16 protein-coding genes are annotated in these 16,445 nt (G+C 60.4%); 12 read left to right on the top strand and 4 right to left on the bottom strand.

The window, feature by feature from the left end; genetic code table 11:
- The 3 genes from FJD34_RS14125 to purT form a co-directional block, all read left to right on the top strand.
- Positions 1 to 195 (top strand): IS3 family transposase (locus FJD34_RS14125; RefSeq protein ID WP_146552213.1); only part of this gene is annotated, 195 nt, incomplete at its 5' end.
- A gap of 123 nt (positions 196 to 318) precedes the next feature.
- Positions 319 to 786, top strand: coding sequence for a VUT family protein (locus tag FJD34_RS14120; protein WP_032858252.1), 468 nt, complete (start codon positions 319 to 321; stop codon positions 784 to 786).
- Between the two features lie 69 nt (positions 787 to 855).
- On the top strand, positions 856 to 2,037 hold the full coding sequence (gene purT / locus FJD34_RS14115) for a formate-dependent phosphoribosylglycinamide formyltransferase (RefSeq protein WP_032858251.1): 1,182 nt from the start codon (positions 856 to 858) through the stop codon (positions 2,035 to 2,037).
- A 78-nt stretch (positions 2,038 to 2,115) separates the two neighbouring features.
- Here purT and FJD34_RS14110 read toward each other — a convergent pair whose 3' ends face one another.
- From FJD34_RS14110 to FJD34_RS14100, 3 genes are all read right to left on the bottom strand, one after another.
- Positions 2,116 to 3,426 (bottom strand): MFS transporter, encoded by a 1,311-nt coding sequence (locus FJD34_RS14110; RefSeq protein WP_032858249.1) that lies wholly within the window; start codon positions 3,424 to 3,426, stop codon positions 2,116 to 2,118.
- Positions 3,427 to 3,707: 281 nt separating this feature from the next.
- A complete protein-coding gene (locus FJD34_RS14105) occupies positions 3,708 to 4,946 on the bottom strand; it encodes a transporter associated domain-containing protein (RefSeq protein WP_090290561.1) in 1,239 nt (412 codons plus the stop codon).
- Between the two features lie 12 nt (positions 4,947 to 4,958).
- Positions 4,959 to 5,771, bottom strand: coding sequence for a cytochrome C assembly family protein (locus FJD34_RS14100; protein WP_029296177.1), 813 nt, complete (start codon positions 5,769 to 5,771; stop codon positions 4,959 to 4,961).
- Positions 5,772 to 6,005: 234 nt separating this feature from the next.
- Between FJD34_RS14100 and ffh the strand changes: the two genes are divergently transcribed.
- From ffh to rplS, 5 genes are all read left to right on the top strand, one after another.
- Positions 6,006 to 7,382 (top strand): signal recognition particle protein, encoded by a 1,377-nt coding sequence (ffh, locus tag FJD34_RS14095; protein WP_090290562.1) that lies wholly within the window; start codon positions 6,006 to 6,008, stop codon positions 7,380 to 7,382.
- Positions 7,383 to 7,632: 250 nt separating this feature from the next.
- The gene (gene rpsP / locus FJD34_RS14090) at positions 7,633 to 7,884 is read left to right on the top strand and encodes a 30S ribosomal protein S16 (RefSeq protein ID WP_003175899.1); all 252 of its coding nucleotides are present in this window, start codon (positions 7,633 to 7,635) and stop codon (positions 7,882 to 7,884) included.
- Positions 7,885 to 7,889: 5 nt separating this feature from the next.
- The gene (gene rimM, locus FJD34_RS14085; RefSeq protein ID WP_010565276.1) at positions 7,890 to 8,426 is read left to right on the top strand and encodes a ribosome maturation factor RimM; all 537 of its coding nucleotides are present in this window, start codon (positions 7,890 to 7,892) and stop codon (positions 8,424 to 8,426) included.
- Entirely contained in the window at positions 8,408 to 9,181 is a 774-nt protein-coding gene (gene trmD, locus FJD34_RS14080; RefSeq protein WP_174553279.1) for a tRNA (guanosine(37)-N1)-methyltransferase TrmD, read from the top strand. The genes rimM and trmD overlap by 19 nt, the downstream gene beginning before the upstream one ends.
- 45 nt (positions 9,182 to 9,226) lie before the next feature.
- Entirely contained in the window at positions 9,227 to 9,577 is a 351-nt protein-coding gene (gene rplS, locus FJD34_RS14075) for a 50S ribosomal protein L19 (protein ID WP_003175895.1), read from the top strand.
- 156 nt (positions 9,578 to 9,733) lie between these two features.
- Here the strand turns inward: rplS and FJD34_RS14070 are convergent, their stop codons facing one another.
- On the bottom strand, positions 9,734 to 11,527 hold the full coding sequence (locus FJD34_RS14070) for a cation:proton antiporter (RefSeq protein ID WP_032858244.1): 1,794 nt from the start codon (positions 11,525 to 11,527) through the stop codon (positions 9,734 to 9,736).
- 107 nt (positions 11,528 to 11,634) lie between these two features.
- On the opposite strand from FJD34_RS14070, the gene xerD reads away from it, so the two are divergent.
- From xerD to thrC, 4 genes are all read left to right on the top strand, one after another.
- The gene (xerD, locus tag FJD34_RS14065; RefSeq protein ID WP_090290563.1) at positions 11,635 to 12,531 is read left to right on the top strand and encodes a site-specific tyrosine recombinase XerD; all 897 of its coding nucleotides are present in this window, start codon (positions 11,635 to 11,637) and stop codon (positions 12,529 to 12,531) included.
- 141 nt (positions 12,532 to 12,672) lie between these two features.
- Complete coding sequence (dsbC, locus tag FJD34_RS14060) at positions 12,673 to 13,404, top strand: bifunctional protein-disulfide isomerase/oxidoreductase DsbC (RefSeq protein ID WP_032858241.1); 732 nt, start codon at positions 12,673 to 12,675, stop codon at positions 13,402 to 13,404.
- A 125-nt stretch (positions 13,405 to 13,529) separates the two neighbouring features.
- Positions 13,530 to 14,834: a homoserine dehydrogenase gene (locus tag FJD34_RS14055; RefSeq protein ID WP_032858239.1), complete on the top strand. Its 1,305-nt coding sequence runs from the start codon at positions 13,530 to 13,532 to the stop codon at positions 14,832 to 14,834.
- Between the two features lie 103 nt (positions 14,835 to 14,937).
- The gene (gene thrC, locus FJD34_RS14050) at positions 14,938 to 16,347 is read left to right on the top strand and encodes a threonine synthase (protein WP_032858238.1); all 1,410 of its coding nucleotides are present in this window, start codon (positions 14,938 to 14,940) and stop codon (positions 16,345 to 16,347) included.
- Positions 16,348 to 16,445 lie beyond the last annotated feature (98 nt).

The following is a 16,445-nucleotide window of genomic DNA, read 5'->3' as shown; positions in this document are numbered from 1 at the left end:
AATGCGGCAATGGAGAGCTTTTTTGGTACGCTTAAGTCCGAGTTTTTCTACCTGAAGCGTTTCGAGAGCGCTGAGGAACTGAAAGCCGGTCTGGACGAGTACATCCACTACTACAACCATGACCGCAGCAAGCTAAAGCTCAATGGCATGAGCCCTGTGAAATACAGGACTCATGCTGCTGAGGCTGCTAGCTGAAACTGTCCAACTTTTCGGGGGCAGTCCAAAATGTGGGAGCGGGCTTGCTCGCGAAGGGGCCCTTCCAGACGACATCCCTTTAATTGTGTACCCTGTGCGCATTACCCACAGGTCCCTCGCCCCATGCTCTTCCTGATCGCCTACATCAGCAGCGTCGTGCTGATCAACTTCGCCTTTTCCACCGCCCCGCACCTGGACGTCATCTGGTCCGCCTGGGGTGGCCTGGTGTTTATCCTGCGGGACATGGTGCAAACGCGCTTCGGCCACGGGGCGATCATCGCCATGCTCGCGGCATTGGTGCTGTCCTACCTCACCTCCGATCCGTCCATCGCCCTGGCCAGCGCCACGGCGTTCGCAGTGTCCGAGTGCATTGACTGGCTGGTCTTCAGCATCACCAAGCGACCGTTGCATGACCGCCTGTGGATCAGCTCGGCACTGAGCATTCCCCTCGATACCTTTATCTTTTTCGGCCTGATTGGCGCCCTGACGCCAGCGGTGGTCGGCACTGCACTGGCCTCGAAATTTGCCGGGGTCACCGTGGTGTGGCTGGCGATGGCCTGGCGTTTGCGTCGCCAGCGGCTCGCCAACTGAGGCCAATTGCTGCCGTTCATGTAAAATGCCGGCCTTTCTCCCCCTGATCCGCTCCCCTGAGGACCTGAGATGACCCGAATCGGAACTCCATTGTCGCCAACCGCGACCCGCGTATTGATGTGTGGCTGCGGTGAACTGGGCAAGGAAGTGGTAATCGAACTGCAGCGCCTGGGCGTTGAAGTGATTGCCGTGGATCGCTACGCCAACGCGCCGGCCATGCAAGTGGCGCATCGCAGCCATGTGATCAACATGCTCGACGGCGCGGCCCTGCGGGCGGTGATCGAGGCTGAAAAACCGCACTTCATCGTGCCGGAAATCGAAGCCATCGCCACCGGTACCCTGGTGGAGCTGGAAGCCGAAGGTTTCACCGTGATCCCTACCGCCCGTGCGGCGCTGCTGACCATGAACCGTGAAGGCATTCGTCGCCTGGCTGCTGAAGAGCTGGATCTGCCGACCTCGCCGTACCACTTCGCCGACACCGTGGAAGACTACCGCAAGGCCGTCGAAGACCTGGGCTTCCCTTGCGTGGTCAAGCCGGTGATGAGTTCGTCGGGCAAGGGCCAGAGCCTGTTGCGCAGTGCCGACGATGTACAGAAAGCCTGGGACTACGCCCAGGAAGGCGGGCGTGCCGGCAAGGGCCGGGTGATTATCGAAGGGTTTATCGACTTCGACTACGAAATCACTCTGCTGACCGTGCGTCACGTCGGCGGCACCACTTTCTGCGCACCTGTCGGTCACCGTCAGGAGAAGGGCGACTATCAAGAGTCCTGGCAGCCCCAGGCCATGAGCCCGGTGGCCCTGGCCGAATCCGAGCGCGTCGCCAAGGCTGTGACCGAGGCGTTGGGCGGTCGTGGCCTGTTTGGTGTGGAGTTGTTCATCAAGGGCGACCAGGTGTGGTTCAGCGAAGTCTCGCCGCGCCCGCATGACACGGGCCTGGTGACCTTGATTTCCCAGGACTTGTCGCAGTTTGCCCTGCACGCGCGGGCGATCCTCGGCCTGCCGATTCCGTTGATCCGCCAGTTCGGGCCGTCGGCGTCGGCGGTGATTCTGGTGGAAGGGCAATCGACCCAGACTGCGTTCGCCAATCTCGGTGCCGCCTTGAGCGAGCCGGATACCGCGCTGCGTCTGTTCGGCAAGCCAGAAGTGAATGGTCAGCGCCGCATGGGCGTGGCGTTGGCGCGGGATGAGTCGATCGAGGCTGCCCGGGCCAAGGCGACCCGTGCCTCACAGGCGGTGGTTGTAGAGCTCTAAAAGCATCGCGGGCAAGCCCGCTCCCACATTTGGATACATTCCCAATGTGGGAGCGGGCTTGCCCGCGATAGCGGTCTATCAGGCGACCTTGTTCAAATCATTATCCCGCGTCTCTTTCAGGCACAGCACCGCAATCAAGCTGAGCAACGCTGCCGCCGACACATACCCGCCGACATAACTCAGCCCACCCATCGCCACCAGTTTGGTCGCGAAAAACGGTGCGGCCGAAGCCCCTACGATTCCGCCCAGGTTATACGCCGCCGAAGCCCCGGTATAACGCACGCGTGTCGGGAACAATTCCGGCAACAGCGCCCCCATCGGCGCAAATGTCACGCCCATCAGGAACAGTTCCAGGCACAGGAACAACGCCACCGCCCAGGTCGAGCCGTGAGTCAGCAGCGGTTCCATGGTGAAGCCGGAAAGAATCGCCAGCACCGCACCGACGATCAGCACCGGTTTGCGCCCATAACGGTCACTGGCCAGGGCTGCCAGCGGCGTGGCCGCGCCCATGAACAGCACGGCAAAGCACAGCAGGGCGAGGAAGGTTTCGCGGCTGTAGCCCAGGGTACTCACGCCATAACTCAGGGAAAACGCCGTGGTGATGTAGAACAGCGCATAACACACCACCATCGCCGCCGCGCCCAGCAGCACCTGCAGCCAATGCTGGCTGAACAGTTCCACCAGCGGCACTTTCACCGGTTTTTCCTTGGCGACCGCGTTGGCGAACACCGGGGTTTCATGCAGCTTCAGGCGCGCATACAGGCCGACCATTACCAACGCTGCGCTGAGCAGGAACGGAATGCGCCAGCCCCAGCTGCGAAATTGTTCGTCGTCCAGGTTCATGGCCAGGATCAGGAACAGCCCGTTGGCCGCCAGGAAACCAATGGAGGGCCCCAATTGCGGGAACATGCCGAACCAGGCGCGCTTGCCCTTGGGCGCGTTCTCGGTGGCCAGCAAGGCCGCGCCACCCCATTCGCCGCCCAGGCCCAGGCCCTGGCCGAAACGCAATACGCAGAGCAGGATCGGCGCCCAGGCGCCAATGGAGTCGTAGCCGGGCAGCAAGCCGATCAACGTGGTACAGACGCCCATCAACAAAAGAGAGGCGACCAGGGTCGACTTGCGCCCGATGCGGTCACCGAAGTGCCCGAACAGCGCCGAGCCCAGTGGCCGGGCGATAAACGCGATACCGAAGGTCAGGAACGCCGCCAGCATCTGCGCGGTGCCGGAGCTCTGCGGGAAGAACACCGGGCCGATTACCAGCGCAGCGGCCGTGGCATAGATATAGAAGTCGTAGAACTCGATGGCCGTGCCGATGATGCTCGCGGTCGCGACCCGGCTGGTCGAGTTGGTCGGGGCAGCGGGCGCGCCCTCGTCATAGGTGGTGCTCATTGAGGTATCCCTGATGGTCATTGCGCCTTTGGCGCGGATTGTTATTGGTCTTGCACCCAGGGATCAGGGCAGTGCGCGGCATCGACTCGGGATGGGAGCGAGTGCCGGTCAGACTCGATAAAACGATGCCTGGACACGCTCAGTGCGGATAGCACGCGGTCGGGCGGGGCTTGGGTAAGCTGGATCGATTATAGGAAGGGGTTTGCGCTGCAAACAAGGGCTGGAGCTCGGTCTTTGGGGGTGAAGAGATCAAATGTGGGAGCGGGCCCATCCGCGGTGAGTCAGTTGGCTATCGGTGCCGAACCGATATGCCAGATCAACACCTTGCTCACCCGGTTGTCCTCGGTCTCAAGGATTTCCAGGCGGTAGCGACCGATTTTCAGGCACACCGCGCAATCGGGAATGGTCTCCAGGGCTTCGGTCACCAGGCCGTTGAGGGTCTTGGGGCCATCGCTGGGCAGGTGCCAACCGAGGCACTTGTTCAATTCACGGATCGATACCGCGCCGTCAATCACATAACGTCCGTCTGGCTGGGCCTGGATCAGCGGGTTGTCCAGGCTCTGTTCGCTTTCGAATTCGCCGACGATCTCTTCCAGGATGTCTTCCAGGGTGACGATGCCCAGCACTTCGCCGTATTCGTCCACCACCATGCCCAGGCGGCGTTGCTGTTTGTGGAAATTGAGCAGCTGCAGCTGCAGTGGCGTGCTTTCCGGGACGAAGTACGGTTCATGGCAGGCTGCCAGCAGGGCGTCCTTGGTCAGGCTGGCATCGGGCAACAGATGCTGGATCTGCCGGGTGTTGAGCACCGCCTCGACCTGGTTGATATCGCTGTGGAACACCGGTAGCCGTGTACGCTGGGAGGTGCGCAGTTGTTCGATGATGTCTTCGATGGGGTCGTCGAGGTTGATGCCGTCGACTTCACTGCGCGGCACCAGGATGTCATTGACGGTGATGTTGTCCAGGGCATGGATGCCAGGCATGCCCGGGGCACGGTCTTCGCTGTCGTCCGTGGCCTGCTCGTCGGCGTGGTCGGGCTGTGGCTCGTCGCTGTTCTTGACGACCCCGGACTTGCGGGCGAAAGGGCGCAGCAGCAGCAAACTGATGCCATTGAGGAGCCAGGCCAGGGGGTAGAGGATTTTCAGCGGTATGCCCAGCAGTGTATTGCCAAACCCCAGCACTGCATGTGGATAGCGGGTGGCGAGGGTGCGGGGCAGGTAGTCGGCCAGCACCAGCAGCAGCGCACTGGAGATCAGCCAGCCGAGCCAGGGACCGTTTTCGGCCCAGGCATAGATCGCCAACAGGGTGCAGAGGATCACCACCACCGCACGGCACAGGGTATTGCACAGGATCAGGCTGTTGCGGGGGAAGCTGAGGCGGGCGGCGGCCTTGTCGCCCTGGCGCGTGCCGGGGCGCAAGGCCAGCAAGTGGTGCTGGGCCGCTTCGATGGCGGTAAACAGCGCCGACCATAAGACCAGCAGGGCCGCTACCGCGAGCATGGGCTCAAGGGGCAAATTGTCCATAATCGCTGCCCGTCAGATATGCAGGATGAATTCGCGAACCAGCTTGCTGCCGAAATACGCCAGCATCAACAGGCAGAAGCCGGCCAGGGTCCAGCGGATTGCCTTGTGCCCACGCCAGCCGAGGCGGTTACGGCCCCACAGCAGCACGCTGAACACCACCCAGGCCAGACATGCCAGCAGGGTCTTGTGTACCAGATGCTGGGCGAACAGGTTCTCGACGAACAGCCAGCCGGAAATCAGCGACAGCGACAACAGCGTCCAGCCGGCCCAGAGGAAGCCGAACAGCAGGCTTTCCATGGTCTGCAGCGGCGGGAAGTTCTTGATCAGCCCGGACGGGTGCTTGTGCTTGAGCTGGTGATCCTGCAACAGCAGCAGCAAGGCCTGGAACACCGCAATGGTGAACATGCCATAGGCCAGGATCGACAGCAGGATATGCGCGAGGATGCCCGGCTCCTCGTCAATCACCTGCACCGTGCCGGTGGGGGCGAATTGCGCCAGCAGCACCGTCAGCATGCCCAGGGGGAACAGCAGCAACAGCAGGTTTTCTACCGGGATCCGCGCGCAGGCCAGCAGCGTCAAGGCAATCACGGCGGCGGCAATCAGGCTGGCGGCGCTGAAAAAGTCCAGGCCCAGGCCCACCGGGGTCATCAGGTGGGTGAACAGGCTGGCAGCGTGGGCCAGCAGGGCGAGCACGCCAAGCCCGGCCAGCAGGCGTTTGTCCGCCCTGGCGCGTTGGGCCAGGCGGGTGCCCTGATAGAGGGTCGCAGCGGCATACAAGAGTGCGGCGGCGAGACTGGGTAGCAAACTGGGTGACAAAGGGAGCATAAATCCTGTTAGGCAAGCCCGAAAGCCGATGAGTTTGGCACACACCTGCGTTCCACGAAAGACCAGCGGGCCAGACAGCGGGTGTGCATGGCGACAGTCTTCGCTATAATCCGCGACCTGCCCACGCCGCAGGCTCGCCGAGCGCTGTTTTTAATAGCGATTTATCACAGCCTGGGCCGCCATTACCTCGGTCTACCAATGCATTTCGATGAATAGGGCCTGAAAGGATCGCGCATGTTTGAAAATCTGACTGACCGTCTCTCGCAGACGCTGCGCCATGTCACCGGCAAGGCCAAGCTGACCGAGGACAATATTAAAGACACCCTGCGCGAAGTGCGCATGGCGTTGCTGGAAGCCGATGTCGCCTTGCCTGTGGTCAAGGACTTCGTCAACTCGGTCAAGGAACGTGCGGTCGGCACTGAAGTGTCCCGCAGCCTGACGCCGGGCCAGGCCTTTGTGAAGGTCGTGCAGGCCGAACTCGAAAGCCTGATGGGCGCGGCCAACGAAGATTTGAACCTCAGCGCCGTGCCGCCGGCCGTTGTGCTGATGGCCGGTTTGCAGGGTGCGGGTAAAACCACCACCGCTGCCAAGCTGGCGCGCTTCCTTAAAGAGCGCAAGAAAAAATCCGTGATGGTGGTGTCGGCCGACGTATACCGTCCGGCCGCGATCAAGCAGCTGGAAATGCTCGCCGGTGAAGTCGGCGTGACATTCTTCCCGTCCGACCTGAGCCAGAAGCCGGTCGACATCGCCAACGCTGCTATTAAAGAAGCCAAGCTCAAGTTTATCGACGTGGTGATCGTCGATACCGCCGGTCGCCTGCACATCGATGAAGAGATGATGGGCGAGATCAAGGCGCTGCATGCCGCGATCAACCCGGTAGAAACCCTGTTCGTGGTCGACGCCATGACTGGCCAGGACGCGGCCAACACCGCCAAGGCCTTTGGTGACGCACTGCCGCTGACCGGCGTGATCCTGACCAAGGTCGACGGTGATGCCCGTGGCGGTGCCGCACTGTCGGTGCGCGCAATCACCGGCAAGCCGATCAAGTTCATCGGCATGGGCGAGAAGACCGAAGCGCTCGAACCGTTCCACCCTGAGCGGATTGCCTCGCGGATCCTCGGCATGGGCGACGTGCTCAGCCTGATCGAGCAGGCCGAGCAGACCCTCGACAAGGACAAGGCCGACAAACTGGCCAAGAAGCTGAAGAAGGGCAAGGGCTTCGACCTCGAAGACTTCCGCGACCAGTTGCAACAGATGAAGAACATGGGCGGCCTTGGCGGCCTGATGGACAAGCTGCCGAACATGGGCGGTGTGAACCTGGCGCAAATGGGCAATGCCCAGGGTGCGGCAGAGAAGCAGTTCAAGCAGATGGAAGCCATCATCAACTCCATGACCCCGGCCGAGCGCCGCGACCCTGAGCTGATCAGCGGTTCGCGCAAGCGTCGGATCGCCATGGGTTCCGGCACCCAGGTGCAGGACATTGGTCGCTTGATCAAGCAGCACAAGCAGATGCAGAAGATGATGAAGAAATTTTCGGCCAAAGGCGGCATGGCCAAAATGATGCGCGGCATGGGTGGCATGATGCCCGGCCGTGGCATGCCTAAAATGTAAAGAATTCGCGCAAGGGCTTGCTCTTGCGCAGACCCACAGGGATGTGGGATCTCCAGCAAACCCGCCGTTGGCGGGAGCTGACTCGCCGTTTTAACCGACGGCTCTATAGCAGATCTGAATGGCACGCGGTCAGGTGCCGGAAAAAGACATTTGCAAAAGTCCGGATATTCCTTAGAATATGCGGCCTTTCGGGCACCCATGCCCGCTGTGCATTTAGATTTGCAGCACCGACTACAGGAACGATGTTCACATGCTAACAATCCGTCTTGCCCTTGGCGGCTCCAAAAAGCGCCCGTTTTACCACTTGACCGTAACCGACAGCCGCAACCCGCGTGACGGTTCGCACAAGGAACAGGTTGGTTTCTTCAACCCTGTTGCTCGTGGTCAAGAAGTTCGTCTGTCCGTGAACCAAGAGCGCGTAGCCTACTGGCTGAGCGTTGGTGCACAGCCTTCCGAGCGTGTTGCCAAGTTGTTGAAGGACTCGGCTAAGGCCGCAGCCTGAGCAATATGAACGCGACGCCAGCTGTTGCTGATGATTTGATCGTTATCGGCAAGATTTATTCTGTTCATGGCGTTCGCGGCGAAGTGAAGGTGTATTCCTTTACTGATCCGACTGAAAACCTGTTGCAGTACAAGACCTGGACGCTCAAGCGCGAAGGTAGTGTGAAACAGGTCGAGCTGGTCAGTGGACGCGGGAACGACAAGTTCCTGGTCGCAAAGCTCAAGGGTCTCGATGATCGTGAAGAAGCGCGTCTTCTGGCCGGTTATGAGATCTGCGTGCCGCGCAACCTGTTCCCTGAATTGACCGACGGCGAGTACTACTGGTACCAGCTGGAAGGTCTGAAGGTCATTGATCAACTTGGGCAATTGCTCGGGAAAATCGATCATCTTCTGGAAACCGGCGCCAATGATGTAATGGTGGTCAAGCCTTGCGCTGGCAGCCTGGATGATCGCGAACGCCTGTTGCCCTATACCGAGCAATGCGTGTTGGCCGTCGACCTGGCAGCGGGCGAGATGAAGGTGGAATGGGATGCGGACTTCTAAGCGTGGCTAACTTGCGCGTTGAAGTGATCAGTTTGTTTCCCGAGATGTTTTCCGCCATCAGCGAGTACGGCATCACCAGTCGGGCGGTGAAACAGGGGCTCTTGCAGCTTACCTGTTGGAACCCGCGAGACTACACGACGGATCGACATCACACTGTGGACGATCGCCCATTTGGCGGTGGCCCGGGCATGGTGATGAAGATCAAGCCCCTGGAAGACGCCCTGGTTCAGGCCAAGGCAGCAGCCGGGGAGAAGGCGAAGGTAATTTACCTGTCCCCTCAAGGCCGCCAGCTTAATCAGTCGGCGGTACGCGGTCTGGCGAATGAGGAAGCATTGATCCTGATTGCCGGTCGCTATGAAGGCATTGACGAGCGTTTTATTGAAGCTCATGTCGATGAAGAGTGGTCGATTGGGGACTATGTCTTGTCTGGCGGTGAGCTGCCGGCGATGGTCCTGATAGATGCGGTTACACGACTGCTGCCTGGAGCTTTAGGGCATGCGGACTCCGCGGAGGAAGATTCCTTCACGGATGGTTTGCTGGATTGCCCGCACTACACCCGACCGGAGGTGTATGCGGATCAGCGTGTTCCCGACGTATTGCTAAGTGGCAATCACGCACACATCCGGCGTTGGCGTTTACAGCAGTCCCTTGGTCGGACCTATGAACGACGCGCCGATCTTCTGGAAAGCCGCTCGCTTTCTGGAGAAGAGAAGAAGCTGCTTGAGGAATACATCCTCGGGCGGGACGATAGTTAACAACGTATCGATGGTAAATCCGACGATTTACCTTAGGAGCACAGCATGACTAACAAAATCATCCTTGCACTCGAAGCAGAGCAGATGACCAAAGAGATCCCTACCTTTGCCCCGGGCGACACCATTGTCGTTCAGGTGAAAGTGAAGGAAGGCGACCGTTCGCGTCTGCAAGCGTTCGAAGGCGTCGTTATCGCCAAGCGTAACCGTGGTGTGAACAGTGCTTTCACTGTTCGTAAAATCTCCAACGGTGTTGGCGTAGAGCGTACTTTCCAGACCTACAGCCCGCAAATCGACAGCATGGCCGTTAAACGTCGCGGTGACGTACGTAAAGCCAAGCTGTACTACCTGCGTGACCTGTCCGGTAAAGCAGCTCGCATCAAGGAAAAACTGGCTTAAGTCCAGCTTCCCGATGCAGAAAAAAGCAGCCTACGGGCTGCTTTTTTGTGCCTGCGATTTGACAAAAATCTGTGGCAAATTCATTGCTCGAATTGACGACATTCACATGTAGGCGCTGTCGAGCCTCGGCGAGGCTTGGCAGCGCCTACAGCGTGTTCAACTTGGCTGGATTACCGCCAACAACGTCCAGCCCGCCACCGGCTTCAAGCTGCTCTCTGGGGTCACCACATGCACCCAGCCGTTGGTATCGCGGGCAAACAGCAACGTCGCTCGCTCGCCATGCAGCGTCTGATAGTCATCCCAGCCAAAACCCTCGGTCAGGTTAGTGCTGTACAGCTCGGCACCTTGCCCCAACAAGCTCGCCAGTTTGGTGTAACTCAGCGGTTGGCTGCCCAGTAGCTGCCCGCGATGCTCACCGCTGGCCCGGTGTTTGTCGGTGCGTCGGCTTTCCTGGCTGCTCGCCAGGGCAAACAGCCGATGACCGAATTCATGACGAAAACGCATGGCGGCCAAGGTGTTCAGCTCGCCCGAGGGTGACAGCGCCAGCAGGTGGCCAAGGCCCACCAGGTCTAAGTGGGATTCGGCATGTTGCGAGGCCGGGTTGCCGAAGTAAGTGGGTAGGCCTTCCATGCGGCTGGCACGGATGTTTTCCCAACTGGAGTCGGTCAGCAGCACCCGGCTGCCCAACTGCTGGAGTGCCTTGCCCAGGATGCGCGCAGGAGCATTGGCACCGACAATCAGAAAGCCACTCGGCGCCGGCTCAGCCACTTTCAATAGGCGCGCCAATGGCCGTGCAGTGGCGCTTTGCAGCACCACCGTGCCGATAATCACCGCGAAGGTCAGTGGCACCAGCAGCAATGCACCTTCATGGCCGGCTTCATCCAGGCGGATTGCAAAAATTGCCGACACCGCCGCCGCCACAATCCCACGCGGGGCAATCCACGCCAGCAATGCCCGTTCCCGCCAGTTCAGGTTCGAGCCAAAGGTCGACAGTGCCACGTTCAAGGGGCGAGCAATGAACTGAATGATCAGCAGCAGGATCAACACGAATGGCCCCAGGGCAATCAGGGCGTTGAGGTCCAGGCGCGCGGCCAGCAAGATAAACAGCCCGGAAATCAGCAAGACACTGAGGTTTTCCTTGAAGTGCAGGATATGCCGCACGTCGACGCCCTTCATATTGGCCATCCACATGCCCATCAGCGTCACCGCCAGCAGGCCGGATTCGTGCATCACTTGATTGGACGCGATGAAGATCCCCAGCACCGCAGCTAGGGTTGCCAGGTTGTGCAGGTATTCGGGCAGCCATTGCCGGCGCATGATCTGCCCCAGCGCCCAGCCGCCGGCAATGCCGAACGCGCTGCCGCAGGCAATCACCCCGGCAAAGGTCAGCAGGCTATGGCTCAAGCCGTCGCCGGAAGCACGGGCGATGATAAAGCTGTAGACCACCACCGCCAGCAGCGCACCAATCGGGTCGATGACAATGCCTTCCCAGCGCAGGATATTGGCGATCGAGGCTTTCGGCCGGACCACCCGCAGCATCGGTACGATCACCGTCGGCCCGGTCACCAGGGTCAGCGTGCCGAACAGCAAGGCCAGCATCCAGTCAAAACCCAGTAGCCAATGGGTCGCGACGGTGATCACCGCCCAGGTCGACAGCGCGCCGACGGTGACCAGGCGGTGTACCACGCTGCCGATCTCTTTCCATTCCGACAGGTGCAGGGTCAGGCTGCCCTCAAACAAAATCAGCGCGACCGCCAGGGATACCAGCGGCATCAGCAGCGGCCCGAACATTTCCTGCGGGTCGAGCCAGCCCAGCACCGGGCCGGCGAGGATTCCGGTCAGCAGTAGAAACAGGATCGCCGGCAGTTTCAGGCGCCAGGCCAGCCATTGGCAGCCCAATGCCGCCGCGCCAATACCGCCAAAAGCCAACAGAATCTGTTGTTCGTTCATTGAAGCTCCCTGTTCCTTGAAGTTGCAGGCTATGAAAGACTAGTGGTCTACGTAACAGTTCACGAATATTTTGCGCAAAGCCCCGTGCCAGCGCTGCCTGAGTGCCCATGCCTGCTATCGACCATCCTCTGATTGACCGTTTCCTCGATGCCCTCTGGCTGGAAAAAGGCCTGTCGGACAACACCCGCCAGTCGTATCGCAGCGACCTGGCCTTGTTCAATGGCTGGCTGCTGGAGAGAAACCTGGAGCTGAGCCATGCCGGGCGCGACTTGATCCTCGATCATCTGGCCTGGCGCGTAGAGCAAAACTACAAACCACGCTCCACTGCGCGATTCCTCTCAGGAGTGCGTGGCTTTTATCGCTATCTATTGCGTGAAAAGCTGATAGCCATCGACCCCACTCTACAAGTCGATATGCCACAACTGGGTAGGCCTTTGCCTAAATCCCTGTCGGAGGCTGATGTCGAAGCCCTGCTGGCCGCCCCGGACTTGAGCGAAGCCATCGGCCAGCGCGACCGCGCCATGTTGGAGGTGTTGTACGCCTGCGGCCTGCGCGTCACCGAATTGATCAGCCTGACCCTGGAACAGGTCAACCTGCGCCAGGGCGTGCTGCGGGTGATGGGCAAGGGCAGCAAGGAGCGCCTGGTACCCATGGGCGAAGAGGCGATTGTGTGGGTCGAGCGCTACATGCGCGACGCCCGCAGTGAACTGCTCGGCGGGCGCCCCAGTGACGTGCTGTTCCCCAGCCTGCGCGGCGAACAGATGACCCGCCAGACCTTCTGGCACCGCATCAAGCACCAGGCCAGGGTGGCCGGGATCGGCAAGTCGCTGTCCCCCCACACCCTGCGACATGCCTTTGCCACGCATCTGCTCAACCATGGCGCGGACTTGCGGGTGGTGCAGATGTTGCTGGGCCATAGCGACTTGTCCACCACGCAGATTTATACCCACGTGGCACGTGCAAGGTTGCAGGACCTGCATGCCAAACATCACCCGCGGGGCTGACAGGTCCCAATTTGGCCGCTGGCGTCTGCCCTGGCGCCCAATTGTGGTAGGCTTTGCCGGTTTGCAAAGGGGACGGTCCCGAGCCGTGTTTCCAGATCGGCGTCCTGGCCTTCGTCCCTGCATCTGCCTTCAGGAGTTCCCATGCGCTTGACCCAGATTTTTGCCGCCGCAGCTATTGCGTTGGTCTCAACCTTTGCCGTCGCCGACGACGCCGCCGAGAAGACAATCCGTAAGAGTCTGGAAAGCCTCCAACTCGAAACCCCGGTCGAAAGCATCAGCGCCAGCCCGATGGCCGGCCTGTATGAAGTCAAGCTCAAGGGCAGCCGCGTGCTCTACGCCAGTGCCGACGGCCAGTACATCGTCCAGGGCTACCTGTTCCAATTGAAAGACGGCAAACCGGTCAACCTCACCGAGAAGGCCGAACGCCTGGGCGTGTCCAAGTTGATCAACGGTATTCCGGTTGCAGAAACCGTGGTGTACCCGGCCATTGGCGAAACCAAGACCCACATCACCGTATTCACCGACACCACATGCCCGTACTGCCACAAGCTGCACGCCGAAGTGCCTGAGCTGAACAAGATGGGTGTGGAAGTACGCTACGTTGCGTTCCCGCGCCAGGGCCTGGGTTCGCCGGGCGACAAGCAGTTGCAAGCGGTCTGGTGTTCGGCTGACAAGAAAGCCGCCATGGACAAGATGGTCGATGGCAAGGACATCAAGGCTGCCGCCTGTGCCAATCCGGTGTCCAAGCAGTTCGCCCTGGGCCAGTCGATTGGCGTGAACGGTACGCCGGCCATCGTTTTGGCTGACGGCCAGGTCATTCCGGGCTACCAGCCGGCACCACAAATCGCCAAACTGGCGTTGGGTGCCAAATAAGCAGTATCGTCGAGCCTTTGACGGTCAGACCCGCGACAAATCAACGGGTCATCAATAGCGAGCCGCAGTTGTGCGGCTGTTTTCACGGCCGACCTTGAGTCGGCCGTTTCATGGGGAGTGCTTCAGTGAAACCGGTCAAAGTAGGCATCTGTGGGTTAGGGACCGTCGGTGGCGGTACCTTGAACGTACTTCAGCGTAACGCTGAGGAAATTTCCCGCCGTGCAGGGCGTGGGATTGAAGTGGCACAAATTGCCATGCGTACGCCAAAGCCTCAGTACCAAACAACCGGTATTGCGATTACCAACGATGTCTTCGACGTGGCCACAAACCCTGAAATCGACATCGTCATTGAACTGGTCGGCGGCTACACCGTCGCCCGTGAGCTGGTACTCAAGGCCATCGAGAATGGCAAGCACGTGGTCACCGCCAACAAGGCGCTGATTGCCGTGCACGGCAATGAAATCTTCGCCAAGGCCCGTGAGAAGGGCGTGATCGTTGCGTTTGAAGCGGCAGTGGCCGGTGGCATCCCGGTGATCAAGGCGATCCGCGAAGGCCTGTCGGCCAACCGCATCAACTGGGTGGCGGGGATCATCAACGGCACCGGCAACTTCATCCTCACCGAAATGCGTGAGAAGGGCCGTACCTTTGAAGACGTGCTGGCCGAAGCCCAGGCCCTGGGTTACGCCGAAGCCGACCCGACGTTTGACGTCGAGGGCATCGACGCAGCGCACAAGCTGACGATTCTGGCGTCCATCGCCTTTGGCATCCCGCTGCAGTTCGACAAGGCCTACACCGAAGGCATCACCCAGCTGACCACTGCTGACGTGAACTATGCCGAAGCCCTGGGCTACCGCATCAAGCACCTGGGTGTAGCGCGTAGTACTGAGGCGGGCATCGAGCTGCGTGTGCATCCGACCCTGATTCCGGCCGATCGCCTGATTGCCAACGTCAATGGCGTGATGAACGCGGTGATGGTCAACGGTGATGCCGCTGGTTCGACCCTGTTCTACGGCGCCGGCGCCGGCATGGAACCGACCGCTTCGTCGGTGATTGCCGACCTGGTGGACGTGGTCCGCGCCATGACCAGCGACCCGGAAAACCGCGTGCCGCACCTGGCGTTCCAGCCGGACTCGCTGTCGGCCCATCCGATCCTGCCGATCGAAGCCTGCGAAAGCTCCTACTACTTGCGGATCCAGGCCAAGGATCATCCGGGCGTGTTGGCCCAGGTGGCCAGCATCCTCTCGGAGCGCGGCATCAACATCGAGTCGATCATGCAGAAGGAAGTCGAGGAACACGACGGCCTGGTGCCGATGATCCTGCTGACCCACCGCGTGCTGGAACAGCGCATGAACGATGCCATCGCCGCACTGGAAGCCCTGCAAGGCGTGGTCGGGCCGGTGGTACGGATTCGCGTCGAACATCTTAATTAATGCAGCTGCAAGCTATCAGCCACACGCTGCAAGCAAGAGCCGAATCGCTCTAACTTGCAGCTTGAGGCTTGAAGCTTGAAGCCCAAACCGAAGGTTTGCTTTTATGCGCTACATCAGCACCCGCGGCCAGGCACCGGCCCTGAATTTCGAAGACGTCCTGCTCGCAGGCCTCGCCACTGACGGCGGCCTGTACGTGCCGGAAAACCTGCCACGCTTCACCCAGGAAGAAATCGCCTCCTGGGCCGGCCTGCCGTACCACGAGCTGGCGTTCCGGGTCATGCGCCCGTTCGTCACCGGCAGTATCCCCGATGCCGATTTCAAGAAGATTCTCGAAGAAACCTACGGCGTGTTCTCCCACAACGCCATCGCCCCGTTGCGCCAGTTGAATGGCAACGAATGGGTGTTGGAGCTGTTCCACGGCCCGACCCTGGCGTTCAAGGATTTCGCCTTGCAACTGCTCGGTCGCCTGCTGGACTACGTGCTGGAGAAACGCGGCGAGCGCGTGGTGATTATCGGTGCCACCTCCGGTGATACCGGCTCGGCGGCCATCGAAGGCTGCAAGCACTGCGAAAACGTCGATATCTTCATCCTGCACCCGCACAACCGTGTGTCGGACGTGCAGCGCCGGCAGATGACCACCCTCTTTGGCGAGAACATCCACAACATCGCCGTCGAAGGCAACTTCGATGACTGCCAGGAAATGGTCAAGGCCAGCTTCGCCGACCAGAGCTTTCTCAAGGGCACGCGCCTGGTGGCGGTGAACTCGATCAACTGGGCGCGGATCATGGCCCAGATCGTCTACTACTTCCACGCCTCGCTGCAGCTGGGCGGGCCGGCACGTTCGGTGTCGTTCTCGGTGCCAACCGGCAACTTCGGCGATATCTTCGCCGGTTACCTGGCGCGCAACATGGGCCTGCCGATCAACCAGTTGATCGTCGCCACCAACCGCAACGACATCCTGCACCGCTTCATGAGCGGCAACCAGTACGTCAAGGAAACCCTGCACGCGACCCTGTCGCCGTCGATGGACATCATGGTCTCGTCGAACTTCGAGCGTTTGCTGTTCGACATGCATGGTCGCAACGGTGCAGCCCTGGCCGGCCTGATGGACAGCTTCAAGCAAGGTGGCGGTTTCAGCGTCGACCAGGAGCGCTGGACCGAAACCCGCAAGTTGTTCGACTCCCTGGCCGTGGACGATGCCCAGACCTGCGAGACCATTGCCGAAGTCTACGCCCAGACCGGCGAGCTGCTGGACCCGCACACCGCCATTGGCGTCAAGGCCGCGCGTGAATGCCGCCGCAGCCTGGATATCCCGATGGTCATCCTCGGCACCGCCCACCCGGTGAAATTCCCCGAGGCGGTGCAGAAGGCCGGTGTCGGCAAGGCCCTGGAACTGCCGACGCACCTGGCGGACCTGTTCGAGCGTGAAGAGCGTTGCACCGTGCTGCCTAACGACCTGAAAGCCATCCAGGCGTTTGTCAGCCAACATGGCAATCGTGGGAAACCGCTCTGAGAGCTGGCTGATCCAATGCTGTTCGCTTGAAAAAACGGCGTTTACCCAGTAATGGGAAGCGTCGTTTTTATTTGGGGTACATCGCTCACCGCACTCCC

Origin of the sequence: Pseudomonas brenneri (assembly GCF_007858285.1) — a bacterium.
Taxonomy (GTDB): Bacteria; Pseudomonadota; Gammaproteobacteria; order Pseudomonadales; family Pseudomonadaceae; genus Aquipseudomonas; species Aquipseudomonas brenneri.
Note: the sequence above shows the minus strand (reverse complement) of the source record. Positions and strands in the feature narration are given on the sequence as shown.

Excerpts from the sequence above, each read along its gene's own strand:
- rpsP (WP_003175899.1), top strand. The coding sequence starts at position 7,633 with ATGCTAACAATCCGTCTTGCCCTTGGCGGCTCCAAAAAGCGCCCGTTT.
- trmD (WP_174553279.1), top strand. The coding sequence starts at position 8,408 with ATGGGATGCGGACTTCTAAGCGTGGCTAACTTGCGCGTTGAAGTGATC.
- FJD34_RS14120 (WP_032858252.1), top strand. The coding sequence starts at position 319 with ATGCTCTTCCTGATCGCCTACATCAGCAGCGTCGTGCTGATCAACTTC.
- rplS (WP_003175895.1), top strand. The coding sequence starts at position 9,227 with ATGACTAACAAAATCATCCTTGCACTCGAAGCAGAGCAGATGACCAAA.
- FJD34_RS14100 (WP_029296177.1), bottom strand. The coding sequence starts at position 5,771 with ATGCTCCCTTTGTCACCCAGTTTGCTACCCAGTCTCGCCGCCGCACTC.
- purT (WP_032858251.1), top strand. The coding sequence starts at position 856 with ATGACCCGAATCGGAACTCCATTGTCGCCAACCGCGACCCGCGTATTG.
- xerD (WP_090290563.1), top strand. The coding sequence starts at position 11,635 with ATGCCTGCTATCGACCATCCTCTGATTGACCGTTTCCTCGATGCCCTC.
- rimM (WP_010565276.1), top strand. The coding sequence starts at position 7,890 with ATGAACGCGACGCCAGCTGTTGCTGATGATTTGATCGTTATCGGCAAG.
- FJD34_RS14105 (WP_090290561.1), bottom strand. The coding sequence starts at position 4,946 with ATGGACAATTTGCCCCTTGAGCCCATGCTCGCGGTAGCGGCCCTGCTG.
- thrC (WP_032858238.1), top strand. The coding sequence starts at position 14,938 with ATGCGCTACATCAGCACCCGCGGCCAGGCACCGGCCCTGAATTTCGAA.
- dsbC (WP_032858241.1), top strand. The coding sequence starts at position 12,673 with ATGCGCTTGACCCAGATTTTTGCCGCCGCAGCTATTGCGTTGGTCTCA.
- ffh (WP_090290562.1), top strand. The coding sequence starts at position 6,006 with ATGTTTGAAAATCTGACTGACCGTCTCTCGCAGACGCTGCGCCATGTC.
- FJD34_RS14110 (WP_032858249.1), bottom strand. The coding sequence starts at position 3,426 with ATGAGCACCACCTATGACGAGGGCGCGCCCGCTGCCCCGACCAACTCG.
- FJD34_RS14070 (WP_032858244.1), bottom strand. The coding sequence starts at position 11,527 with ATGAACGAACAACAGATTCTGTTGGCTTTTGGCGGTATTGGCGCGGCG.